We start from the raw sequence: 24,717 nt of genomic DNA on the forward strand, positions 1-24,717 counted from the left end.
CTATCGAATAAATAAAAAGGAGCCCTTGGGCTCCTTTTTATTTATATGAAATCTACTCCCCTTGGAGCGTCAACACTAATGTCCTAGAGCCACCGTGGTTGCGGTGTTCACATAAATAGATACCCTGCCAAATCCCTAGGTTTAAATCGCCACGGGTGACAGGAATATTTAAGCTTGCCCCTAAAATACTACTTTTTAGATGGGCAGGCATGTCATCACTGCCCTCGTAAACGTGCTGGTAATAAGGCTCGTTTTCTGGGACCGCGTGATTAAAGAAACTCTCAAAATCCACACGCACCGTAGGATCCGCGTTTTCATTAATGGTCAAAGAGGCAGATGAGTGCTTAATAAACACATTCAGCAGACCCACCTCTAAGCGAGTCATTTCGGGAATCTGACGTAAGATTTCATCGGTCACCAGATGAAAACCTCGCTTGCGCGGGGATAGAGTAATCTCTCTTTGTAACCACATAGCTTAGCCTTTCTGATAGACGCTAAAACGGTAATCGTAAGGGTTATGACCTTCAGCAGCGAAAGTTTCTTCACCAATTTTTTCGTAGTTTGCCCAGTTCACTTCTGGGAAAAACGCATCGCCATTAATCTCTGCATCCACATGAGTAATGTATAAACGATCTGCTCGCTCTAACGCCAAAGAATAGATCTGGGCACCACCAATGATCATTACCTCTTCTTGCCCATCTACTAGGCAAATGTCTTCACCAAGCTGGATCGCAGCATCCAAAGAGCTGACCACATCGACCCCATCTGGCTGATAGTCTGGATTGCGACTGATCACAATATTGCGACGACCAGGCAACGGCTTACCGATGGACTCAAACGTGTTACGCCCCATGATAATTGGCTTGCCCATGGTCGCTTGCTTAAAGTACTTCAGATCATTTGGCAGATGCCAAGGTAGGGAATTATTCACACCGATGACCCGGTTAGACGACATAGCAACAATTAAAGACAGCATTTTCACTCCGATACACACAAGGGGCAATTTGATATACTCTGCGCCAATATTATACCGACCATGGACTCAATTGCATGAAACAATATCTAGATCTTTGTCGTCGCATTATTGACGAGGGCGAATGGGTAGCAAACGAACGCACTGGCAAGCGCTGTTTAACAGTGATCAATGCTGACCTGACCTATGATGTAAGTGCTGGGGAATTTCCTTTGGTCACCACCCGTAAAAGCTACTGGAAGTCTGCCATTGCTGAGATCATCGGCTACTTACGTGGCTACGATAACGCAGCAGATTTTCGCGCCTTGGGCACTAAAACATGGGACGCCAACGCCAATGAAAACCAAGTATGGCTCAACAACCCCTACCGCAAAGGGGAAGATGACATGGGCTTATGCTACGGCGCTATTGGACGTAACTTCCCGAAACCTGATGGGGGCTCCGTTGATCAGCTACAACAGATTGTTGACGACTTAACCCGTGGCGTTGATAACCGTGGAGAGATTTTTACCTTCTATCACCCTGGGGCACTGCATATGGCCTGCCTACGCCCTTGCATGTACAGCCATCATTTTTCCCTATTGGGTGATACTCTCTATTTAAACAGCACCCAGCGCAGCTGTGACGTCCCTCTAGGCCTGAATTTCAACATGGTTCAAGTGTACTTCCTACTTGCCATCATGGCGCAGATTACTGGCAAGAAACCAGGCAAGGCTTATCATAAAATCGTCAACGCTCACATTTACGAAGATCAACTAGAGCTGATGCGCGATGTACAACTCAAACGCGAGCCATTGGCCGCACCGCGCTTTAAGATCAACCCAGATATTAAGACGTTAAAAGACTTAGAAACTTGGGTGACTTTGGACGATTTTGACGTGGAAGGATATGAGTTCCACGAGCCAATCGCGTACCCATTTTCGGTTTAAGACAGTGTCAGACACCTAGCCAAGGCTAGGTGTCTTCTTCAGGTTATTTTTGAGGAAACACCTGACGTTTGTAACCAACCCAAATCATCCCCGCACCCAATAAAACCATAGGCACAGATAACAGCTGCCCTTGAGTCAACCAACCAAATGCTAAGTAGCCGATTTGTGGATCTGGCTCCCGTACAAACTCCACCAAGATACGGAAAAGACCGTAGCAAAGTAGGAATAGCCCCGAAATACAATAACGCGGCTTAGGCTTGCGAGAGAAGAACCAAAGGATGGCAAAGAGGGCAACCCCTTCTAACGCAAACTGGTACAGTTGAGAAGGATGACGCGCCAACTGCATCGGATCGGTTGGGAAGATCATCGCCCAAGAGACATCTGTAGGCTTACCCCATAACTCACCACCAATGAAGTTACCCAAACGTCCAAGGCCCAAACCTATCGGCACAAAAGGGGCGCCAAAGTCAGTGATGTCGATAATATGTTTTTGGGTTTTACGGGCGAACCACCACATGGCGATTATGACGCCCAGCAATCCACCGTGGAAGGACATGCCCCCTTCCCAGATTCTAAACAATACCAGTGGATTATCAATAAAAGACGGGAACTGATAAAACAGAATATAGCCAACACGGCCGCCTAATATAACGCCTACGGCACCAAAAAAAATCATGTCACTGACTTGTTCTGGTGTCCACAGACCATTGGAACGCTTGGCGCGATACACACCTAAGAAGTAAGCCGATAAAAAACCGATTAAATACATTAAGCCATACCAATGGATGGCTAGAGGACCCACCGAAATAGCGATTGGGTCGATGTCTGGATAGGAAATCATAGAAGGCCTTAGTGAGGTCTGATTACTGTAGGGCTGCCGTTTTAGAAGGGCGAATTAGGCGTTCGACACCCGCCTCTCGAACAAGTTTCATCAAGGTTTGCTTCACTGCGTCCGCGTGGGCAAGAGACATCACTTGAGCGAGCATATCTTCTGCTTGTTCCATAGTCAGCTTGCGCAATACGGCTTTCACTTTAGGTAAGCTGGTGGAGCTCATCGACAAGGTGTCGTAACCCATGGCCATAATTAGAATCGCTCCCAATGGATCGCCGGCCATCTCGCCACAAACGCTTAATTTAATTCCTTCGCCCTTGGTCTGCTCGACGATATCATTCAAGGCACGCAATACCGCTGGATGGAAGGTATGATACAAACCAGCCACCCGTGAGTTGTTACGGTCCACCGCAAGCAAGTATTGGGTTAAGTCATTACTGCCCACAGACATAAAGTCCACCATGCCAGCCAGTTCTTTGACTTGGTACACAGCAGCTGGCACCTCAATCATCACCCCAACTTTAGGCATGATGACATCGTAACCTTCCTCTTTGACTTCCGCGTATGCGCGACGAATCAGCGACTGGGCTTCTTCTACTTCTGCGACGTTGGATATCATGGGCAACATGATCTTCAAATTATGAAGACCTGCACTGGCTTTGATCATGGCACGTATTTGCGCCATAAAAATTTCCAAATGATCTAGGGTCACTCGAATCCCGCGCCAACCCAAGAAGGGGTTTTCTTCTTTAATGGGGAAATAAGGCAGGGCTTTATCGCCTCCCACATCCAGGGTACGAATCGTCACTGGCGCAGGGGCAAAACCTTGAAGCTGCTGGCGGTAAATCTGCTCTTGTTCCGCTTCTGTTGGGAAACGGTCACGAATCATGAAAGGCACTTCGGTACGGTACAAGCCCACACCTTCAGCACCACGATCCAGGGAACGGTTAATGTCTGCCAACAATCCGGTGTTCACGTACAAACCTATGCGCTGGCCATCTAGGGTTTCGCAAGGTAGGTCTTTTAGCTGTTCATACTCGCTTTCTAACAAGCGTTCTTCGTCAACGATCTGCTGATAGCTGTCAATAATGGCGTCGGAAGGGTAGGTAAAAATCTGACCAGAATAGCCATCAACGATCATGTCGACTTTATCGAGTTTACTGTAGGGCAGATCCACCGCCCCCATGACAGTAGGAATGCCCATGGCTCGTGCAAGGATAGCGACGTGGGAGCTACTGGAGCCCATCACGGACACCAGACCTTTTACCTTGTCGAGGGGGAATTCCCCTAACATGGAGGCCGTCAGCTCTTCCCCTACGATGATAACTGGCTCAGTAAGCTCTTCTGTAACACTAGGGGTTTTCTCTTGCAAATGGGACAAAATACGACGCCCAAGGTCACGAATATCAGTCGCTCTCTCACGTAAGTACGGGTCTTCCATTTACTCAAAGAAGGAAATGTGTAACTTGATAACTTGGCGCAGTGCACCCGGTGCCCAGTTACCCTCTTCAATCTTACTGACAATTTCTGCCGCCAAGGAGTTGTCGTCTAAGATTTTCAAATACACATCAAACAGCGCCTTTTCGTCACTGCTGATATGCTGACTTAGACGACTGCTGACTTTGCGAATGTCGCCACGAACGGCTTCTAGAGCTTGGTAAAAATCTTCAACTTCCTGTTCGACGCTTTGTGGAACGCGATCTGGAATGACGTCCAAATCCGCAGGAGGAAAGATCACCGCAGCTTTACCAATCGCCACACCAGAACTGCCCGCAATCCCTTTGTAACGGAAGTCTGCTCCCACCGGCGGTGAATTTGGTGTCAAAGACATCATCGCACCGGTCGCTTCCGCGTGAGCAATAACACCTGCTAATTGGGCTGAAAGGGTAATTAGAAAAGCTTCTTCACCTTCATCAAAGCGGCGACGTTCTTCGTGTTGAACAACCAATACGCCTAACACTTGACGATGATGGATGATAGGCACACCCAAGAAGGAACGATAACGTTCCTCACCCGTACCACTTAGGTAGTGGAACGCAGGGTGAACATGGGCGTCTTCAAGATTAACTGGCTCGGCACGACGGCCCACCAAACTTACGAGGCCTTCATCAGCCTTAAGACTCAGCTTACCCGCTGCATCCGCATTCAGACCGCGGGTCGCCATTAAAATGTAATCTTGAGAGTTGGGATCGACTAAGTAAATTGAGCACACTTCCGAACGCATGGCGCGGCGCACACGGCGTACGATAATATCCAACGCCGCCTGCAACGACTGGGCGGCCGTTACTTCTTGAGTGATACGTCTCAATAAACTTAACATAAATCCTCTACTCTCAATGTAGGGTCAAGCTTATGCTGGCTTTTTCCTACGACTTAGCCACCTATGCGCATTGGGGATTAGCTCCTTAAGTGCGCGACGATAGACATCCTTTTTAAACGAGACAACCTGCCCTAACGGATACCAATAGCTTACCCAGCGCCAACCATCGAACTCTGGGCAATCCGAACTGTCTACACAGACACAGGCGTCTGCGCAGCGAATGGAAAGCAAAAACCATTTCTGTTTCTGTCCGATACACAGGGGTTTGCTATTATGGCGCAACATACGTTTTGGCAATCGGTAACGTAACCATCCGCGAGTTCTTCCGACAATTTCTACTTGATGGGGTTCAAGCCCCACCTCTTCTTTCAATTCTCGGTATAACGCTTGCTCTGGAGTTTCATCCGATTTGATACCACCTTGGGGGAACTGCCATGCGTTTTGACCCACTCGTCTCGCCCAAAGTAGCTGGCCTCGCTCGTTCATCAAAATGATGCCTACATTCGGTCTATATCCGTCTGCATCAATCACGAGACTCACCTTATAACTAAAATCTAATACACATCATTGTTCCACAATTCGGTCATTCACACAATTAATCGGGCTGTTATTTGTGACCTGCATCGCTATACTGACGCTCTCAATTTATGATGATAGGTGACATTGTGACTCTGGCAATTTTTGATTTGGACGGCACCCTGTTAAGCGGTGATAGTGACTACAACTGGGGACAGTTTTTAGTTGAAAAAGGCTTAGTGGACGTGGCGGTTTATAAAGAAGCCAATGATCGCTTTTTTGAACAATATCAAGCTGGCACGCTAGACATTCATGAGTACCTCGCTTTCAGTCTTAAACCACTGACTCAGTTTAGCAAAGCAGAGCGTGAAACCTTGCATGAGGAGTTTATGGACACCAAAGTACGCCCTATGATGCAAGCTGAGGCCACCAAGCTCCTAAAATTCCATAAGGATCAAGGTCATTTCCTATTACTCATCACGGCCACTAACGAATTTGTCACGGGGCCGATCTCAGCAGAATTAGGAATGGATCACATTATTGCACCGGTTCCAGAAGTCATTGATGATGTCTACACAGGGAATATCGTCGGTGTCCCCAGTTTCCAAGGAGGCAAGGTCACTCGCCTTAATCAATGGCTAGAGGAAACTGGGCATTCTATGGAAGGCAGCTATTTCTATAGCGATTCCAGAAATGATCTTCCTTTGCTGGAGCTAGTCGATCACCCTGTGGCCGTGGATGCCGACCCAACATTAACCGATATCGCTAAAGAGCGTGGCTGGCCTCATATTTCATTACGAGATAACCAAGCCTAAAACTTCTTCTAAACGCAGCTTCGGCTGCGTTTTTTTATTTCCCATTGCGACATTTTCCATGCATGTTTTTGCCAACTCTACTTTTCCCCATTTCCCAGAACTGAGCTTTTGATATGATCCAAGCTTTCTCTTTTTAGAAACAAGGAATCCGCGCCATGAGCCAAGCGACTGTTCAACTCTTGCAAAATTACTACGATGCTTTCAACGCACAAGACATGGACACTTTTTTGTCATTGTTAACAGAGGATGTGATCCACGATATCAACCAAGGTGATCGCGAAGTGGGGAAGGAAACTTTTAAACATTTCATGGATCGAATGAATCGCAACTACAAAGAGACGATTACTGACATTGTCATCATGTCGAACCCAGAAGGGAATCGTGCAGCCGTTGAGTTCACTGTACTAGGGGAATATTTGGCCACAGACGAAGGTTTACCAGAAGCCAACGGCCAAACTTACCGCCTTCCAGCAGGGGCATTTTTTGATATCAAGGACAATAAAGTGGCTCGGGTTACCAACTACTACAATCTAGAAGATTGGATCGCTCAAGTGTCTAAGTAATGACTATGTTAACTTTTAAACGTTTTAGCGGTTTGGAGCTGATTCAATACCTTGATGAATTAGCGCATTTGCGCATGACTGTCTTTCGCGACTTCCCTTACCTATATGAGGGAGATCTTGCCTACGAAGCCAACTATTTGAAAACCTATATTGAAGCCCCTAACAGCGTGATCGTACTGGCGTTTGATGGTGACAAAATAGTCGGGGCTTCCACAGGCGTCCCCCTTAAAGAGGAAGTTGAAGAGGTACAGCGCCCGTTTCTCGAAGCCGGTCATGACATAGACAGTATCTTTTATTGTGGTGAATCCGTGCTATTGGCCACCTACCGGGGCAAAGGGGCAGGCGTTGCGTTCTTTGAACACAGGGAAGCCCATGCAAAAGCCATCAAAGGCATGGAACACGCCTGTTTTTGTGGGGTGCAAAGGCCTGACGATCACCCTGCCAAGCCAAAAGATTACCACCCCCTCGATGATTTCTGGCGCAATCGCGGCTATCAGAAGCACCCTGAGCTCAGCACATACTTTAGTTGGAAAGATATTGGTCAGGCAACGGAAACTGAAAAACCTATGATGTTTTGGATGAAATCATTGATATGAGTGTATTTAAAATTGCGACAGCACAATACGACATTGGCTTTTTTGACACTTGGCAGGATGCAAAAGCTAAGCTCACCCACTGGGTAGACGCTGCGGCAAAAGAGAACGCCGAACTGTTGGTGTTCCCCGAATACGGCAGCATGGAATTAGCCTCTTTATTTGGTCAGGATGTATACAGCGACCTACACAAACAAATCGAAGCAATGCAGTCCTTATTGCCAGATTGGTATGCACTGCACATTGATCTGGCGAAGCAATTTAATGTGATCATCCTGGCAAGCTCCTTCCCTACGCAAATCGGGGAAGGTCAGTTTGTGAATCGTGCATCCCTGTTTGGGCCAGAAGGCTTTATTGGCTTCCAAGACAAACTCATGATGACGCGTTTTGAAAACGAACAATGGCACATCTCCGCTGGGGAGCAGATTCAAGTGTTCGATACGCACTTGGGGCGCATCGGCATCCATATCTGTTACGACTCAGAGTTTCCAATGATCGCCCACCAGCAGGTGGCCGCTGGCGCTGACTTATTATTAGTGCCAAGTTGCACCGATACCGAAGCAGGCTTCCACCGAGTACGCATTGGCTGCCAAGCGAGAGCTTTGGAAAACCAATGCTATGTGGTGCAATCCCCTACCGTCGGCCTAGCCCCTTGGTCTGAGGCGGTGGATATCAATACAGGACGGGGCAGCGTCTATACACCAGTGGATTATGGTTTTCCTGACAATGGCATCTTGGCTGAAGGTAATCCAGACCACTTTGGTTGGGTTTATGCCACGGTGGATTTAAGTCAAATCTCTAGAATTCGTTCCCAAGGACAAGTTTTTAACTATCGAGACTGGCGTAAGCAATTCATTCCTAAAGGCCCATCCCAAGCCTCTTAATGGTTATGCGACCTACATAAAAAACGCAGCCAAGGCTGCGTTTTTTATGAATTGTGGGTTATAGCCCCATATTGTTATGCACCCGATAAAACAGAGCTTTAAGATACTCCGTCTCTGGGATGGCAGGGTGCACGGGATGATCTGGTGCTTGAGTACCGCGATAGATCAACTGAGAAAAGCGCTCTAATTGACGGCTATTGCTGCGCACAATGTCATGCAAACGGCTGGTTTCCAGGTGCATTGAGCAAGACCCTGACACCAAAATACCGCCCTTCGCGACCAGACGCATGGCTAGCTGGTTGGCACGGTGATAAGCCCCTTCACCTGCTTTAATGTCTTTGCGTCGAGCAATGAAGGCTGGCGGATCCATAACGACCACATCAAAGCGCTGCTTTTCTTCGATCAAGGACTGCATGGCTTCAAAAGCATCCCCATGCATTAAACTCGCTTCACCTTCGTATTGGTTTAGCGCCAAGTTGGCATCCACGTGCTCTAGGGCAGCGTCAGAAGCATCAATAAAAGTCACGTCTGTGGCACCTGCGGCAGCAGCCTGAACACCCCATCCACCCACGTAAGAAAACACGTCCAATACACGTTTACCAGAACAAAAGCCCTGCATGGTTTTACGGTTTTCACGGTGGTCATAGAACCAGCCAGTTTTCTGTCCATCCCACACAGGGGCCTGGAACAACACATCATTCTCTTTTAGATAGACCACTTCAGGCACATGGCCGAACACCTCTTCAACATAAGTGTCCAAACCTTCGATGTTTCGCATCTTGCCATCATTCTTCATCAGAATAGCGCTTGGCTTGACCACTTCCTGTAAAGCTTCGATGACTTCCTCTTTAATACGCTCGATACCTGCGGTGGAGATTTGCACCACAAGAATGTCTGCAAAGCGATCGACCACTAAGCCAGATAAGCCATCTGAATCGCCAAACACCAAGCGGTAGTAGGGTTCTGGATAGCTCATCTCACGTAGAGACAGGGCGATTTTCAAGCGGTGAATCAGGGTTGATTTGTTTAATACGGTATCCGTACTACGACTAATCAAACGCCCACAAATCAGCGTATTAGGATTGATTGTTGCAATCCCTAACGGCTTCCCTTGAGCGGTTTCCACCACTACCTGATCACCAGGATTGAACTGCTTCAAAGGGGTAGCATCCGTGTTCACTTCGTTGCTGTATATCCACTGATGGCCCGCACGAATACGTCTGTCCGCCTGCCCTTTTAACCTAATTACACTCAAAGTACTCACCAAGATTACAAAAAAAACGCTATTATAGAAGATCGTATCTGTTTTGCTACGCTAGCTATAATTTTTAAACAAAATTCACCAATCAAAATATTTCGAGGGCAGGATGTCGACAGGGTTAACTGATGATCAAGTGAAGCGTGTACTTCAAGGAATAGCCATCCCTCCTCAACCTCAAGTCATGGTTGATTTGCACATGGAGCAAGTCATGCCTGAACCCGATATGGCGAGAATTGCACAAATCATTTCGCAAGATGTTGGGCTCTCCGCCGCAGTGCTCAAGTTCGTAAACTCCGCTTACTATGGCTTACCTCGCAAGATTTCTTCTATCCAACAGGCGGTCATGATGCTCGGCATCAACTCCATTGCCAATATTGTGAATGGGTTATCCGTTAAAAGTGAGCTGTCTGATGGTGCCATAGAGAGCTTGCACCAGTTCTGGGACAACGCCATGGATGTAGCGGCCGTCTGCTCTAGCATTGCCCAGCAGATCGGCTTTAAATACCAAGACGAGTGTTACGCTCTGGGTCTATTCCACAACGCAGGCATTCCCTTAATGATGTCTCGGTTCTCAGGTTATCGGGAAGTGTTAGAGCAAGGGTATCAGTCACCGACCTTTGAGCTGACAGACCTTGAAAATCAAAACTTTCGAACCAACCACTCTGTGGTCGGCTACTATTTGGCGAAGTCTTGGGCTTTACCCAAATCCAGCTGCTATGTCATTGCCAACCTCCACAGAGCCTCCCATATTTACACCAACCGCCATGCTGGAGACAGCAAGAACCTAACCTTCTTATCCGTACTAAAAATGGCGGAACACATCAGTGGCACCTACCGCCACATAGGTAAAGCCAGTGAGGACTACGAATGGATGGCAATGGGGCATTATGCCCTAGAACATCTAGAGCTCACGGAATATGACTTTGAGGGCATGATTGACGTTTGCCACGAACAAGGGATCGGTAACCTATAACCGATCAATTGCCTAAAAAAGGGCCAAACGGCCCTTTTTTTGTATCGTTATTCGCTAATCGTCGGGAACATAACCAGATGGTCTAGATCCACACTCAAGCCGATCTCTTGACCAATAGAATGGTTATGGTGGGACGAAGCAAAGCAGTAAATCACCTTTCCAGAAGGTAATTTTACACGGTATAAAAAGTAGGATCCTCGGAACCACTTACTGACAATCAAACCTTTGAACTCACTGTCATCATCATGTAGCACATCATCGGGACGGACCAACAAATCCACCTTAGCACCTGTCTCAAAACCATGATGCAACTCACCACGGATATTACCCAAGTCCGAGTGTACGCAATCAGGGCCACATACCACCGCAGGCAAAAAATCCCCTTGACCAATAAACATAGCCACAAAGCGTGATATCGGTTCGTGATAAATCTGATAGGGCGTACCTACTTGCAGAATCTTCCCCGCTTCCATAATGGCCACTTGGTCCGCCATAGCAAAGGCCTCGGCCTGATCATGGGTCACTAAGATTGCACTGACCTTCTCATGGAGCAGAATAGCTCGGATGTCCGGTACTAGCTCTTCGCGAAGCTTTGCATCCAGCCCTGAAAAAGGCTCATCCATTAACAACAGCTTTGGCCTTGGAGCAATCGCACGAGCCAAGGCTACCCGTTGCTGTTGGCCACCGGAAAGTGAGCTAGGGTAGCGGGCACCAAAACCAGCTAACCCAACCAAGCCCAACAAATACTCCACCCGGGCTTTTACATCGCTCTTAGACCAGTCTTTTAGGCCAAAGGCGATATTGTCGTAAATGGTAAGATGGGGAAATAGAGCAATATCCTGAAACACCATGCCAATGCTGCGCTTTTCAGGACTTACCACATGGCTCTTAGAGGACAAGACGTCATTATCTAAGGTAATCTCGCCATCCATTAGAGGTTCAAAACCAGCAATCGCTCGTAACAAAGTAGACTTGCCACAGCCACTTGGGCCGAGTAAACAACCAATCTGACCTTCAACCAAACGGAAGTTCGCATCTTGCACCACAGGGGTATCTTGATAGCCAACACAGATATCAGTCAGCTTTAGTTCTTTCAGCATTTTACTTGGGGGCATTGCAGTCATATTTTATCTCTTCACCCTAGTGATGCGTGGCAGAAATAGATCGGCTCAACAAAATAACCGGCAGTAATCCCACTAATACAATCATTAGTGATGCTGGAGCCGCATCGATCAAACGCTCGTCCGACGCCAACTCAAATGCACGAACCGCCAACGTATTAAAATTAAATGGCCGCAAGATCAGAGTTGCGGGCAGCTCTTTTAGCACGTCCACAAACACGATTAAAAGAGCCGTCAGCACTGAACTCTTCATCAGTGGAATATGAATGCGCTTCAACACCTGAGATGGCGAACAACCTAACGAACGCCCAGCCATGTCCATACTAGGCTTCACTTTACCAAGGCCACTTTGCACCGAGCCTAAGGATACCGCCATAAAACGAACAGTATAAGCAAACAACAAGGCGGCAATGGTGCCAGAAAAGAATAACCCGATTTTGACCCCGAACACAGCCTTGGCAAAATCAATCAGGCGATGATCCAACCAAGCAAGGGGGACTATCACACCTATGGCGATAATCGTACCTGGCAAGGCATACCCTAACCCTGCACTCGTCACTGCGGTATTAACCGAACGCGTATTATGCAAGCGTGCAGCATAGGCCAGTACGAGGGCCAAAGACACAGCTATAAGCGCAGCCAAGGCCGCCAAATAAAACGAATTCCAAGACAGAATCACAAAGTCCCAGCCAACGCTTTCAGCCTTAAATATAGCCCAATAAGACAACACCCCAGCCGGCAGTATAAATCCACCTAAAATAGGCAAAAAGCACATGGCAAAGGCCAAACATCCTTTTATACCAGTTAGTTTTAGAGTTCTATCGCTGGCTTTACGTAGCCCAGAAGCATGGTAAGAAATACGGCGACGTGAATAGCGTTCGGTAAAAATCAGCACGGCCACAAACAACAGCAGAATACCTGCCAACTGAGAAGCAGCCGCCAAATCACCAAAACCATAAAAGGTACGCATGATGCCAGTGGTGAAGGTGGTCACGCCAAAATACTGCACCGTACCGTAGTCCGCTAGTGTCTCCATCATGGCAAGAGTAACCCCTGCCACAATTGCAGGACGCGCCATGGGCAAAGCCAAACGTAAAAACGCCGCGGGAGCGGAGTAACCCAATGTTCTGGAGACTTCTAGGGTGTTAGCAGATTGCTCTAAAAAGGCTGCTCGACTCATGAGGTACACATAGGGATACAACACCAAGGACAGCATCACCAGGGCACCGCCTAAGGAGCGCATCTCAAAGAACCAATAGTCGCCATACCCTAATCCAGTGACGTCACGAATAAAGGTTTGCACTGGGCCAGCAAAATCCAACAACCCAGTGTAGGTATAAGCAATAATGTAAGCTGGCATGGCCAAAGGTAACAGCAGCGCCCAAGAGAAAACTCTTCGTCCAGGAAAATCACAGACACTGGTAAGCCATGCGGCGGGCACACCAATAACCAAGGTACCAAGAGTCACCCCAATCATCAGCAATAGAGAGTTGGAAATATAATCCCACAACAAAGTGTTATAGAGATGGGTCCATACTTCACCGCCCCCTAAAAACACATTGATCGAAATAATGGCAACAGGAAGCGCTAACAACAGAGCAACACTGATGGCACTGATTTTTAACCAAGGAAGCCCGCGACGCTCCTGCGCTGCGGGCAAACGACTTGTTATCGATGACATAAAGTCAAATTCTCAAATATATTTATTTCCAGCCGGCAATATCCATCATCTCAACCGCCTTACGGTTGTTATCACCTAGAACACTCAAAGACATGGTATCAGCACGGAAATCCCCAAATGGTTGCAAGCTCTTTGGCGGGGCAATGCCTTCCACCACTGGGTATTCATTATTGACATCCGCATACCAAACTTGGCTTTCATGGTTCGTTAGGAACTCCACCAACAATTTTGCGTTTTCAATGTTTGATGCCGCCGCAGTCAGGCCAATGCCACTTACGTTCACATGGGCACCACGGTCCCCTTCCTCTTGGTTAGGCCAGAACAGTGCCACGTCGTCATATACTGCACGATCATTTGCATCGTCACTTTGACCTAAACGACCATAATAATAAGTATTTGCTAAAGTAATGTCACACACACCCGCTGCGACCGCTTTCAATTGGTCAGTATCCCCTCCAACAGGTGGGCGAGCAAAGTTTTTCACTATGCCATTGAGCCACTCCTGGGTCGCAGCTTCACCGTCCGACTCAATCATAGATGCAACAAGGGACTGGTTATAGATATTTGATGACGAGCGCATGCAAATACGACCTTTCCATTTCGCATCAGCTAGGGCTTCGTAGGTAGATAATTCAGACGCTTGGACTTTCTCAGGGTTATAGAAAATCACTCGGGCACGCTGGGACAGGCCGTACCAGTAACCATCACGGTCATGTAGGTTGTCGGGCACCACATCATTTAGCACATCGGTCTCAAATGCTTGCAGTACACCCGCATCTTTCGCACGATATAAACGTCCCGCATCCACGGTAATAAAGACATCCGCAGGGCTCGCATCTCCCTCAACTTGAAGACGACGCAACAAAGCATCGGCACTGCCTGTGACAAGGTTTACGGTCACATTATGAGCTTTTGAAAAGGCATCAAGAGCAGGTTCAATCAAAGCTTCTTTGCGTGCTGAGTAGACATTCACCTCACCTGCCGCATAGGTCATTACAGAACCAAAAGAAGATCCTAAGATCACAGCAAGGGAAACACCTTTAGCCATATGAGAAGAGTTTTTCAGAGCTAGAGTTTTAAGCGATGACATCATTACACAACCTTTTTCTTGTTTGCGACGGTTTCATTGAATGCAACCCATGGGCTAACGTGCCCGCACCAATGAAACTATAAATGAAAACCGTTTTTGTTTACATATTTTTCAAGCTTAGCAAGCACAAACTTGCTTTAAATCTAATATATGAAATGACATAGACAAAAAAAGAGAACCAAGGTTCTCTTTTAATCAGAATGATTGAATAGGTTATTTTATACCCGCAGCATGGGCGACGAGCTGCCGCTTTACGGAAACAGACCTATGGCACAGACTCATCCCTATATTGCGCAACTGAACCACCATAGGTTGCTGGGTAGAGAAGGTACGCTTAAACGCTTCCATGGAGGCAGACATGGCAATGTTATCCAACATGCGAGCACGCTGATAACGGCGCAAGATTTTTAAGCTGCCTAGGGCTTCACCACGCTGATGGGCTTTCACCAAAATAGGAACCAAGGCACTCACATCTGAAAAGCCTAAGTTCGCCCCTTGACCGGCTAAAGGGTGGATCGTATGAGCCGCATCCCCCACTAGGGCAATGTTCTCTTGCACATAGTGTTTTGCATGGCGCTGGCGTAAAGGAATGGCTTGGCGCGGCACGGTCAAAGACAAGGCGTTAAAGCGGCGGTTCGTCGCATAATGTAATCGCTGACAGAATTTAGCTTCGTCCAGCGCCATTAGCGCTTGCGCATCTTCTGGCGTTACGGACCAGACAATGGAGACGAAATGGCGATCCGCCACACTGGGCAAAGGTAAAAATGCCAAGATCCCCTCTTCACCAAAGGCTTGCCAAGCGGTGTTTTGGTGGGGCTGGTCGATTTCAACAGTCGTCACTATGGCATGGTGACCATAGTCCCATTCCACAGTATCAAAGCCGTTATTCAAACGGACCTGAGAATTTGCGCCATCCGCGGCAATCAATACGGAGGCCTCTAATTGACGGTCGGACGTCAATGTCACAGCGACACCCTGGGCAGTATAACCTTGCTCTTCAACACTTTGACCGAGATAAAGATCAATACCACGGGTGTCTTGTACGCACTGCATTAACGCATCGCATAACACGGCGTTTTCAACGAGTTGCCCAAGATCCCCACGTTGAAATTGGTGTGCATCAAAATCCACATAGCCATCACCTAAACCATCCCAGACGACCATTTTGTGATAGGGTGCTAGGCGGCTTTTATCGATTCTTTGCCAGGCTCCCGCCGCTTCTAACAGCTGCTGAGAAGACAAGGAAATAGCACTGACTCGAGCGTCATAAGCGGGTGGAACGGATAAATCAAACTGCCCCGAGTGCTTATCTATTAGAGCAACCGTCAGCCCCTTTTGTGCTGTCAGCACTGCAGTCAATGCGCCGACCATACCGGCACCTAAGATAATTACGTCATATTCTCTGGCCATGCTACTTCCTGCCTTTACTAGGCTCCCTTTATCGGGACGCCATTAACGCTTCAATATCATCAATTTCTTTTGCTAACCCATGAGTCAGTACGTAAGGACCTTCTTCTCGTATCAAAATATCGTCTTCGATGCGAATGCCGATACCACGCCACTGCTCGTCAACGGATTCATTGTCTGGGTTCACATACAGTCCAGGTTCAAGGGTCACCACCATGCCAGCTTCAAGAGGGCGAGACACCCCATCGACTTTATATCGGCCACAATCATGAACATCTAATCCCAGCCAGTGTCCGGTATTGTGCATGTAAAAGTCGCGATAGGCTTTGCGCTCAATCAAGTCCGCCACATCCCCTTGCAGCAATCCGTGAGTGACTAAACCTTGGGTCAGCACTTCCACCGCGGCATTGTGAAAGTCTTCATAGGCAGCACCAACGGTCATTTTCGCCAAGCCTGCGTGGTAGGCATCCAGCACCACTTGATACAACTTAGCTTGTGGTTCAGAAAATTTGCCATTGGCAGGGAAGGTACGAGTGATGTCTGAGGCATAGCAACTAAGCTCTCCCCCTGCATCAATCAAGATGAGATCACCATCTTCGATCAATTCGTCGTTTTTAATGTAATGCAGTACACAAGCATTACTACCAGAGGCCACTATGTTGTTGTAAGCGGGAACACGGGCTCCGTTTTTCATAAAGACGTAGTTCAGCTCGGCTTCGAGTTGATATTCCATCATGCCTGGCTGCACGGATTTCATCGCTTGTTTGTGCGCTTCCACGCTGATTTGCGCGGCCTTTTCCATGATCTCTATTTCCGCAGCATCTTTGATTAAGCGCATTTCAAACAATGGATCAGACAGATCCAGCAAAGACACAGGTGCCACAGCCCCCATGCGAGCTTTAGCCGCTAAAGCATCGCGCCAGGCGAGGGCTTGATCACGTAAGTATTCATCCGCCATCAAAAGTGCGATGTCGCTCGCGCCATCAAGCAGCTCTAGTGCCAGATCATCCAGCTCATCTAATTCAACCGCTTGGTCCATTCCAAAATCTTGCATGGCCCCCGTAATGCCATGGCGAAAGCCATCCCATTGCTCTCGTTCAGGGTCTTTCGGTAGGACCGCCAGATGGCTTGTACCATCACCAAGAATGAACAAAACCGCGCTGGGCTCACTGAAACCCGTCAAGTAATAGAAGCTCGAATTCGGACGGAACTCATAATCACAGTCGTTGTTACGGGTGCACAACTCGCCTGCGCGAATCACAGCTACCGTGTTGTCTGGCAAAGCAGCCATCAATTGACGACGGCGGGCTTGATAGATTTCTTTAGATAACGTCATGTACACCTCGTTTAACACTCACAACTGAATTAACTTTCTGACACTTTAGAGCCGCATAGTATTAGTGGAAACGTGGCGACTGCTCCGCATCAGGCGACTCTGACACCCCATGGTGCTCTGAGTAGAGCATCATAGCGGACAAACGAACGTACTCAATTAATTCCATTAGGTCCGTTTCATTGTCATTGTTCTCTTCAAGATCCTTCATATCTCCCTGCATGGCGGAAATGTTGGCAAAATCTTGCAGCACTTGTTTCGTGTCATCTGACAATTTTTCTTTACGGCCAGACAAGCCATAACCTGCTAAGAATCCATGAGCCCACTGGGATAAAGTAGTGCCACGCTCACTGATTGGCGCATCGTCATCACTGATGCAAGGCACCAGAGCATACTCGCCATTTTTAAATAGCGCTTGTGTTGATTGGTACAGCTCAACGATGGCTTCACGACTAGCATCTTCTTTCCAGCCTTCGATGTCGCAGAATTCAGCCACCATGGTCAACCAATCTTCCAATGGTAGGTTCACACCGGAAGCAAGATAACCACACAACTGACCGTGAAGTTCTGCAGGAGACGCAGAAATCGATTCGGTCACAAAGACATCGGCAATCAGATCAAAGTCGAGGGCGTCGAGCAGCATTTCTGTAGACATGGATTTAGCCTTTTTGTATTCGATAAAAAACAAAGCCGTACCCGAAGGCACGGCTCTCTATGTTGACCTATATTAGGGTCACATATCTAGATTCAAGTTTAGCCTATTTGTTTTAGGCCAGATTCTAGTGTTTGCAGAATCAAAGTATTGATGGTCATCGGACCCACACCGCCTGGTACCGGTGTGTAAGCGGCTACACGATCCACCAAAGGTGCCAACTCGATGTCACCAACACCGCCAGGATGGTAGCCAGCATCGACAACCACTGCGCCATCTTTAATCCATTCCGCTTTGATCAGCTCAGGCTTGCCTACAGCCCCAACGATCACGTCTGCTTGCTTCACAAACTCAGGAAGGTTTTGGGTGCGTGAGTGACAGATAGTCACGGTAGCATTGGCATTCAACATCATCATTGCCATTGGCTTACCAAGAATAGGACTACGACCTACTACCACAACGTGTTTGCCTTCTAACGGGATATTGTAGGCTTCAAGTATACGCATGATGCCAGCAGGCGTTGCTGCTCCGTATGCAGGTTCTTGCATCGCCATGCGACCAAAGCCTAGACAGGTAACGCCGTCTACATCTTTGTGGGCAGCAATCGCGTCAAAACATGCACGTTCGTCAATTTGATGTGGTACAGGGTGTTGCAATAGGATGCCATGTACATCTGAGTTGTTATTCAACTCATCGATTTTTGCCAACAGCTCTTCAGTTGTGGTTGTTTCTGGCAATTCAATAGCAAGCGAATCCATGCCTACACGGCGACAAGCGTTTCCTTTCATCTTTACGTAGGTTGCGGATGCTGGATCAGCACCAACCAAAATGGTTGCTAAAATTGGGGTACCGCCGGTACGCGCTTTCAGTTCAGCAACTTGTTTTGCTAAACGCTCTTCGGTTTCTTTCGCGCATTGCTTGCCGTCAAGAACCAGTGCAGCCATGAATGAACTCCTGGAAATAGTATATGTGGTTAAATGGGGGCCGCAGATTATATCCTATTCTCAGCAAGTTGCCGCCCCTGATAATGCAAATACTCGTGTTTTAACGCCCTATTTATGCAATCGGCTCTATGTAGTCCACCATCAATTGCAAGTTACGTTGCCCTCGAAACTCATTGACGTCCAGCTTGTACACCAATCGTGCTCGGGACGCGGTATTTGGCCATAAGGACAAATCCACAAAAAAGTGAATTCCATCCACCAGCAACCCGGAGCTAGGCTCTCTTAAGGTCAGTTTTAGATGCTTTTGCCCCACAATACGCTGTTGCAAAAGCTCAAACTCCCCGTCAAAACAGGGCTCAGGAAATGCCTGTCCCCAAGGGCCAGCGCGATGCAGCTGTTCTGCAAATTCCAAACTAAAGTCTTGAGGCAACAACGGGCCATCTGTGTACAGAGTGGCTTCAAGCTGTTCAGGCGTCACCCAGTCCGTAATGATCTCATCAAATGCTTTTGCAAATTCAGCATAATCCGCTTCACGGATGGACATTCCTGCGGCCATGGCATGCCCCCCAAACTTACTCAATAGATGCGGATGGCGCTTGGCTAAGAGATCCAAAGCATCTCGAATATGCACCCCTGGAATGGAGCGAGCTGAGCCTTTCAGGTTAACGTCATCGACTTTTGCGAACGCTATCACAGGTCGGTGGCACTTTTCTTTCATGCGCGATGCGAGAATCCCTATCACCCCTTGGTGCCAATCTGGCTGGTAAAAACACATGCCATTAGGTAAATCCTGATCGTCATCCAATCCAGCCAGATACTGCTCCGCCTGTTGCTTCATGTCCGACTCAATGGACTTGCGCTCTCGGTTTAACTGATCCAGTTGCTCCGCATAGGAGCGCGCCAACATAGGCTGCTCTGCTAATAGGCATTCAATACCAATAGACATGTCATCCAATCGACCTGCGGCATTCAGTCTTGGTCCCACCACAAAGCCCAAGTCTGTGGCCTTGATACGAGCATGATCACGCCCACCTAGCTCCAGCAGAGCTAGGATCCCAGGGCGGGCCTTGCCTTCCTGAATACGCTGCAGTCCTTGCTGCACCAAGATACGGTTATTTGCATCCAGTGCCACCACATCCGCCACAGTGCCGAGAGACACAAGATCCAAATAATCCCCCATATTTGGACGAGGAATGTGCTCACGTTCAAACCAATTCCGAGAAGACAGTTCTGCCCTGAGCGCGGACATCACATAAAAAATCACCCCAACGCCCGCCAAGGCTTTGCTAGAAAACCCACACTCAGGATGGTTCGGGTTCACAATCGCATCCGCATTGGGCAACTCATCCCCTGGAAGGTGATGATCTGTGACGACCACTTTCATGCCTGCCGCCTTTGCCGCCGCTACACCGTCAAGACTGGCAATGCCATTATCCACCGTGACCAACACATCCGGCTCTAGCTCTTGAGCCAATTCAACGATTTCGGGGGTCAACCCGTAGCCGTATTCAAAACGATTCGGAACCAGGTACTGGGGATCGATAGCTCCCATGGCACGCATTGCCAAGATACCTAAGGTCGTGGAAGTGGCACCGTCTGCATCAAAATCGCCAACAATGAGTATGCGCTGCCCTGTTTCGATCGCATCTGCCAGAATATTGGCCGCGTTGCTAATATCAAAAAAGTGCTTGGGATGCTCTAAACTGGCTAGTTTGTATTCCAATTCTTGAAAATTGTTAACGCCTCGGGATTGATAAATACGCGCCAAGGTCGGAGGGAAACTCGCGGGAAACGTAGACGGGCTCTCGGGTACAACTTCTCGTGTCAAAACTCGCATTGTGGTACTCATTTAAATTTTTACTAATATTAACACAAACCCTACATTTCAAAGGGGTAGACAGGACTGAAACTTGCTTAATAAACACACCCCCTTTACCTACTAGCAAACAAGGAATTCGTGCATGGGTTTGACTATCAAATCAAGAATCATTTTATTAGGGACCTGTTTAGCCTTTGTCCCTGCCCTGATTATTGGCTTCACTCTGAGCCAAAACGCTCTGGAAGAAGGTTCTAGATCCCTCACACAAAACGCCCAAGAAAAACTCACTGGAGTGTCTTCTCTAACTGCTGAATCGATTAGTACCTATTTTGGTTTTATCGACAAACAAGTACGAACTTTTGCCACTGACAAGGCCATCATTGATGCGGCCAAGGAATTCACCAAAGCTTTCTTTGTATATGAGCAACAACACAGGCAGGATCTCGCACAAAGCAAAGCCGCTTTGAGAGACTATTACGTAAACGAATTCGACCAGCAATTTGCTTCACTCAATCTAGACCGCTCCTCTAATCCAACCGCCTTGCTGGATCAAATAAGCCCCGTTGCGACCCTACTCCAAGCGAACTACATTGCCAATAACCCTGCGCCGCTAGGTGAAAAAGACACGCTGATCAGTGCTAAAAATGGCAGCGAATACGATGCTGTACACAGCCACTACCATTCTATGATGCGCACTTTTCAACAGAATTTTGGCTACTACGATGTGTTCATTGCTGATGCGAACTCCGGCAATATAGTCTATAGCGTATTTAAGGAGCTGGACTTCGCCACCTCCCTTAAAACAGGCCCTTATAAAGACACAGGGATAGGTAAAGCTTTTGCTGGCGCATTAACCGCATCAAAACCTGGCGATATCACCCTAACGGACTTCGCCGCCTATGGCCCTTCCTACAATGCCCCCGCATCGTTTATCTCAACTCCAATCTTCGACGGCAATAATCTGATTGCCGTTCTCATTTTCCAAATGCCTGTGGATGAGATAAATAACACCGTCAACTCGGGTCAAAACTGGAAACAAGTGGGACTTGGTAACACTGGACAAAGCTACTTAGTTGGTAGCGATCACACTCTGCGCAGTAATGTGCGACCTTTTTATGAAGATAAACAAAGCTATCTGGCTGACCTTGCAGACACAGGAATCGACCAGAACATACTCAGTGAAATCGATAGTTTAAACACAACGATCAGTAGTTTTCCGATTCAAGGCACCACAATAGACGCCGCTTTAGCAGGGAAATCTGGCAATGATCAAATAACAAACTATCTGGGGCAAGATGTATTAGTCAGCTACCAACCTCTTACGATTCATGGTCTAAAGTGGGGCTTGATAACCGAGCAGAGCGTGGACGAAGCCTTAGCCCCCATTGCAGCGCTGCAACAAACAATAGAACGCAATACCCTGCTACTCTCAGTTATTGCTTTGATCGTAGGTCCCCTTTTGAGCTATGTATTAGCGCTCTACATTACTCGCCCCATTAAACAAATGGTGCATTTAGTAGAAGATCTGGCCCAAGGTGAGGGCAACCTGACGCAACGTTTACCAGTGCAATCCAAAGACGAAGTGGGAATGCTAGCCAATGGCATCAACGATTTTATCGCTCAAATCGATAACACCCTGTCTACTGTCTTAAAATCCGTAGTGCGCTTGGAACCTATCTCTCAAGACACCTCTGCCGTAATCAATCGCCTCAATGCAGCCAACGACAGTCAAAAAGCGCAGGCAGATAACGTAAGAGACTTCCTCGACCAAACCCACCAATCATCGGCTGACGTCGCACAAGAACTAACAGACATCGATGATTCAAGTAACCAAGGTCTTGCTACGGTTGCTGACAGTATGCAGAGCATTTCAACCGTTTCAGCCACCATGCAAACCATGTCTGAAGATCTTTCCCGTGCGCTAGACGCTTTAGGGGTTTTGAAACAAGACACGACCCAGATCACAGGCATCATCAGTGTCATTAATGACATTGCAGAGCAGACCAACTTACTGGCATTGAATGCAGCCATTGAAGCAGCCCGTGCAGGAGAAGCGGGACGCGGGTTTGCGGTGGTCGCAGACGAAGTGCGAACCCTCGCGTCCCGAACTCGAGAGTCCACTAACGAAGTCAGCAATATGGTTTCCGCCATCCAAAACAGTACATCAGAGGTTGCCAAATTGATGGAGGAAAGCGGTGCCAGCGCCTCCTTATCCGTGCAACAAGTTGAGGACAGCAAGGTGACTCTCAATACTGTGAACGATGCCATGGAAATGATTGCTAACAAGGTCAAAAGTATTGGCCTGTCTATTTCCCAGCAGCAAAGTAACTTTGTCGAAGTAACTCATAGCTATGAGCGTATGAATGACAGCTTTGAAGAAGTGCAAATGCACAGCGCCGAGTCAGCTAAGGTCGGTAGCGATGTGATGAAACTGGGCCATAAAATCACCCAGCAGATCCAGCGATTTACCGTCACCGATAACAACCACTCTACTGCCCCCCGAGCCACCATTCGAGATCCAGAATAAATACCTTTCACAAGCTAACCTACTCTTCCGCAAAATATGCGGAAGAGTATCTTTCATAATGCAAGAATCCGTTACACTTCTCTTTTGAATATGCATGATACGTGGATTTATACCGTATCTTTCACAATATTTGATCAACATACAACCGAGCTCGGGTATGATCCAGCGCCCTATAACCATCCCATTTAAACGATTGTAATAGGTCGATACTATGAGCTCTCAAACCTCTGTTTCGAGCCAGGGCGCGTCCAGTCAACGCTTCGCGCTTGTTGCTCTAACTTCGTTGTTTTTTATGTGGGGTTTCATCACCTCTCTAAATGACGTTCTTATCCCTCACCTTAAATCAGTTTTCTCACTGAACTACACCCAAGCCATGTTGATTCAAATGTGTTTCTTCGGCGCTTACTTCTTGGTGTCTGTGCCAGCAGGGAACCTGATTAAAAAGGTAGGATTCCAACGAGGCCTAGGGATCGGCCTATTAATCGCAGCAGCAGGCTGCCTACTATTCATCGCCGCAGCAAAAGCACAAACCTACTGGATTTTCCTAACGGCCTTATTTGTGTTGGCATCCGGCATCACTATCCTGCAAGTGGCAGCGAACCCTTTAGTGACCGTAATGGGACCTTCAGAGACCGCCTCTAGCCGCTTGACCATGACTCAAGCATTCAACTCCTTGGGTACAACAGTGGCACCTATCATCGGCAGTGTATTGATTTTCTCCGCCGTCACAGAGTTTGCAACGGACACAGCCGAAGCTGAAAGCGTCATCGTGCCTTACTTCGGTTTAGCCGTGATGTTGGTGCTATTGGCGCTGATCTTCACAAAAATCTCTTTGCCAACCCCCAACCTTGAAGAAGACGAAACCGCCACTGGAGATGAAAATACTCGTCTCACAGAATACCGCCACCTGATCCTTGGAGCCGTTGCTCTGTTCATGTATGTGGGCGCGGAAGTATCGATTGGTAGCTTCTTGGTGAACTTCTTCGGTCTAGAAGAAGTGGCAGGCCTACCTGAAGCACAAGCTGCCCATTACATTGCCTACTACTGGGGCGGAGCAATGATAGGCCGCTTTGCTGGTGCCGTGCTGATGCAGAAAATCGCTGCAGGCAAGCTACTAGCCTTTAACAGTGTGGCTGCGGTTGCCTTAATCCTGATTGCGATCTTTAGCTCTGGCAGCGTTGCCATGTGGTCGATCTTGCTTGTGGGTCTATGTAACTCCATCATGTTCCCGACGATCTTCAGCTTGGCGCTAAAAGGTCTTGGGGTAAACACCAGCCGTGGCTCAGGTTTGCTTTGTCTGGCGATTGTAGGTGGTGCCATCGTACCGGTAGTTCAAGGCGGCTTTGCAGACACAATTGGCCTACAGGTATCCTTCATCCTGCCAGCCCTTTGTTATGTCTTTATTGCATACTATGGTTTGATCGGCTCAAAAGTCCGTAACCATTAATTAAAAAAAGCGCTCCAAGGAGCGCTTTTTTTATACC

At 47.9% G+C, this 24,717-nt stretch carries 23 protein-coding genes; 8 read left to right on the forward strand and 15 right to left on the reverse strand.

All coding sequences use genetic code 11. The annotated features are described in order from the left end of the window. Positions 1 to 52 precede the first annotated feature (52 nt). Positions 53 to 472, reverse strand: coding sequence for a secondary thiamine-phosphate synthase enzyme YjbQ (locus ACFQ45_RS00135; protein WP_377364115.1), 420 nt, complete (start codon positions 470 to 472; stop codon positions 53 to 55). 3 nt (positions 473 to 475) lie between these two features. Next, a complete protein-coding gene (gene folA, locus ACFQ45_RS00140; RefSeq protein ID WP_377364116.1) occupies positions 476 to 976 on the reverse strand; it encodes a type 3 dihydrofolate reductase in 501 nt (166 codons plus the stop codon). Positions 977 to 1,050: 74 nt separating this feature from the next. Here folA and ACFQ45_RS00145 point away from each other — a divergent pair, with 74 nt between their 5' ends. Beyond that, a complete protein-coding gene (locus tag ACFQ45_RS00145) occupies positions 1,051 to 1,902 on the forward strand; it encodes a thymidylate synthase (RefSeq protein WP_377364118.1) in 852 nt (283 codons plus the stop codon). Positions 1,903 to 1,945: 43 nt separating this feature from the next. On the opposite strand, the gene lgt is transcribed toward ACFQ45_RS00145, so the two are convergent. Genes lgt through ACFQ45_RS00165 form a run of 4 tightly spaced genes read right to left on the reverse strand, consistent with a single transcriptional unit; the run spans position 1,946 to position 5,585 of the window. Further along, positions 1,946 to 2,743, reverse strand: a complete 798-nt coding sequence (lgt, locus tag ACFQ45_RS00150; protein ID WP_377364119.1) for a prolipoprotein diacylglyceryl transferase — start codon at positions 2,741 to 2,743, stop codon at positions 1,946 to 1,948. A gap of 22 nt (positions 2,744 to 2,765) precedes the next feature. Then, positions 2,766 to 4,175 carry a phosphoenolpyruvate--protein phosphotransferase gene (gene ptsP / locus ACFQ45_RS00155; protein WP_377364120.1) on the reverse strand — a complete coding sequence of 470 codons (1,410 nt, stop codon included), beginning with the start codon at positions 4,173 to 4,175 and terminating at the stop codon, positions 2,766 to 2,768. Next, entirely contained in the window at positions 4,176 to 5,054 is an 879-nt protein-coding gene (locus ACFQ45_RS00160) for a phosphoenolpyruvate-utilizing N-terminal domain-containing protein (protein ID WP_377364122.1), read from the reverse strand. A gap of 30 nt (positions 5,055 to 5,084) precedes the next feature. Further along, the gene (locus ACFQ45_RS00165; protein WP_377364124.1) at positions 5,085 to 5,585 is read right to left on the reverse strand and encodes an RNA pyrophosphohydrolase; all 501 of its coding nucleotides are present in this window, start codon (positions 5,583 to 5,585) and stop codon (positions 5,085 to 5,087) included. A gap of 134 nt (positions 5,586 to 5,719) precedes the next feature. Here ACFQ45_RS00165 and ACFQ45_RS00170 point away from each other — a divergent pair, with 134 nt between their 5' ends. The 4 genes from ACFQ45_RS00170 to ACFQ45_RS00185 all read left to right on the forward strand — a co-directional run bounded on the left by ACFQ45_RS00170 (position 5,720) and on the right by ACFQ45_RS00185 (position 8,425). Continuing rightward, entirely contained in the window at positions 5,720 to 6,385 is a 666-nt protein-coding gene (locus tag ACFQ45_RS00170; protein WP_377364126.1) for a histidinol-phosphatase, read from the forward strand. 155 nt (positions 6,386 to 6,540) lie between these two features. Continuing rightward, positions 6,541 to 6,948 (forward strand): ketosteroid isomerase-related protein, encoded by a 408-nt coding sequence (locus ACFQ45_RS00175; protein WP_377364127.1) that lies wholly within the window; start codon positions 6,541 to 6,543, stop codon positions 6,946 to 6,948. Next, complete coding sequence (locus ACFQ45_RS00180; protein WP_377364129.1) at positions 6,948 to 7,544, forward strand: GNAT family N-acetyltransferase; 597 nt, start codon at positions 6,948 to 6,950, stop codon at positions 7,542 to 7,544. Before ACFQ45_RS00175 ends, ACFQ45_RS00180 begins: the two co-directional genes overlap by 1 nt. Further along, positions 7,541 to 8,425 carry a carbon-nitrogen hydrolase family protein gene (locus tag ACFQ45_RS00185; protein WP_377364131.1) on the forward strand — a complete coding sequence of 295 codons (885 nt, stop codon included), beginning with the start codon at positions 7,541 to 7,543 and terminating at the stop codon, positions 8,423 to 8,425. Before ACFQ45_RS00180 ends, ACFQ45_RS00185 begins: the two co-directional genes overlap by 4 nt. Positions 8,426 to 8,483: 58 nt before the next feature. Here ACFQ45_RS00185 and ACFQ45_RS00190 read toward each other — a convergent pair whose 3' ends face one another. After that, on the reverse strand, positions 8,484 to 9,680 hold the full coding sequence (locus ACFQ45_RS00190) for a class I SAM-dependent rRNA methyltransferase (RefSeq protein ID WP_452600435.1): 1,197 nt from the start codon (positions 9,678 to 9,680) through the stop codon (positions 8,484 to 8,486). Between the two features lie 112 nt (positions 9,681 to 9,792). On the opposite strand from ACFQ45_RS00190, the gene ACFQ45_RS00195 reads away from it, so the two are divergent. Further along, positions 9,793 to 10,659, forward strand: coding sequence for an HDOD domain-containing protein (locus tag ACFQ45_RS00195; RefSeq protein ID WP_377364135.1), 867 nt, complete (start codon positions 9,793 to 9,795; stop codon positions 10,657 to 10,659). A 47-nt stretch (positions 10,660 to 10,706) separates the two neighbouring features. On the opposite strand, the gene ACFQ45_RS00200 is transcribed toward ACFQ45_RS00195, so the two are convergent. From ACFQ45_RS00200 to recJ, 8 genes are all read right to left on the reverse strand, one after another. Beyond that, the gene (locus tag ACFQ45_RS00200; RefSeq protein ID WP_377364137.1) at positions 10,707 to 11,783 is read right to left on the reverse strand and encodes an ABC transporter ATP-binding protein; all 1,077 of its coding nucleotides are present in this window, start codon (positions 11,781 to 11,783) and stop codon (positions 10,707 to 10,709) included. 16 nt (positions 11,784 to 11,799) lie between these two features. Next, entirely contained in the window at positions 11,800 to 13,461 is a 1,662-nt protein-coding gene (locus ACFQ45_RS00205; RefSeq protein ID WP_377364139.1) for an ABC transporter permease, read from the reverse strand. A 22-nt stretch (positions 13,462 to 13,483) separates the two neighbouring features. Then, a complete protein-coding gene (locus ACFQ45_RS00210) occupies positions 13,484 to 14,554 on the reverse strand; it encodes a Fe(3+) ABC transporter substrate-binding protein (RefSeq protein ID WP_377364141.1) in 1,071 nt (356 codons plus the stop codon). Between the two features lie 210 nt (positions 14,555 to 14,764). Further along, positions 14,765 to 15,961, reverse strand: a complete 1,197-nt coding sequence (locus ACFQ45_RS00215) for a UbiH/UbiF/VisC/COQ6 family ubiquinone biosynthesis hydroxylase (RefSeq protein WP_377364143.1) — start codon at positions 15,959 to 15,961, stop codon at positions 14,765 to 14,767. A 28-nt stretch (positions 15,962 to 15,989) separates the two neighbouring features. Next, positions 15,990 to 17,294, reverse strand: a complete 1,305-nt coding sequence (locus tag ACFQ45_RS00220) for an aminopeptidase P N-terminal domain-containing protein (RefSeq protein WP_377364145.1) — start codon at positions 17,292 to 17,294, stop codon at positions 15,990 to 15,992. Positions 17,295 to 17,355: 61 nt separating this feature from the next. Next, on the reverse strand, positions 17,356 to 17,946 hold the full coding sequence (locus ACFQ45_RS00225; RefSeq protein WP_377364147.1) for a UPF0149 family protein: 591 nt from the start codon (positions 17,944 to 17,946) through the stop codon (positions 17,356 to 17,358). Positions 17,947 to 18,044: 98 nt separating this feature from the next. Next, positions 18,045 to 18,887, reverse strand: a complete 843-nt coding sequence (gene folD, locus ACFQ45_RS00230) for a bifunctional methylenetetrahydrofolate dehydrogenase/methenyltetrahydrofolate cyclohydrolase FolD (protein ID WP_377364149.1) — start codon at positions 18,885 to 18,887, stop codon at positions 18,045 to 18,047. A 112-nt stretch (positions 18,888 to 18,999) separates the two neighbouring features. Continuing rightward, positions 19,000 to 20,724 (reverse strand): single-stranded-DNA-specific exonuclease RecJ, encoded by a 1,725-nt coding sequence (recJ, locus tag ACFQ45_RS00235; protein WP_377364150.1) that lies wholly within the window; start codon positions 20,722 to 20,724, stop codon positions 19,000 to 19,002. 124 nt (positions 20,725 to 20,848) lie between these two features. Here recJ and ACFQ45_RS00240 point away from each other — a divergent pair, with 124 nt between their 5' ends. Further along, entirely contained in the window at positions 20,849 to 23,233 is a 2,385-nt protein-coding gene (locus tag ACFQ45_RS00240) for a methyl-accepting chemotaxis protein (RefSeq protein WP_377364152.1), read from the forward strand. Between the two features lie 211 nt (positions 23,234 to 23,444). After that, positions 23,445 to 24,680 carry a sugar MFS transporter gene (locus tag ACFQ45_RS00245; RefSeq protein ID WP_377364154.1) on the forward strand — a complete coding sequence of 412 codons (1,236 nt, stop codon included), beginning with the start codon at positions 23,445 to 23,447 and terminating at the stop codon, positions 24,678 to 24,680. Positions 24,681 to 24,717: the final 37 nt, after the last annotated feature.

It is taken from the genome of Rhodanobacter aciditrophus, from assembly GCF_042679525.1.
GTDB lineage: Bacteria > Pseudomonadota > Gammaproteobacteria > Pseudomonadales > Marinomonadaceae > Marinomonas > Marinomonas aciditrophus.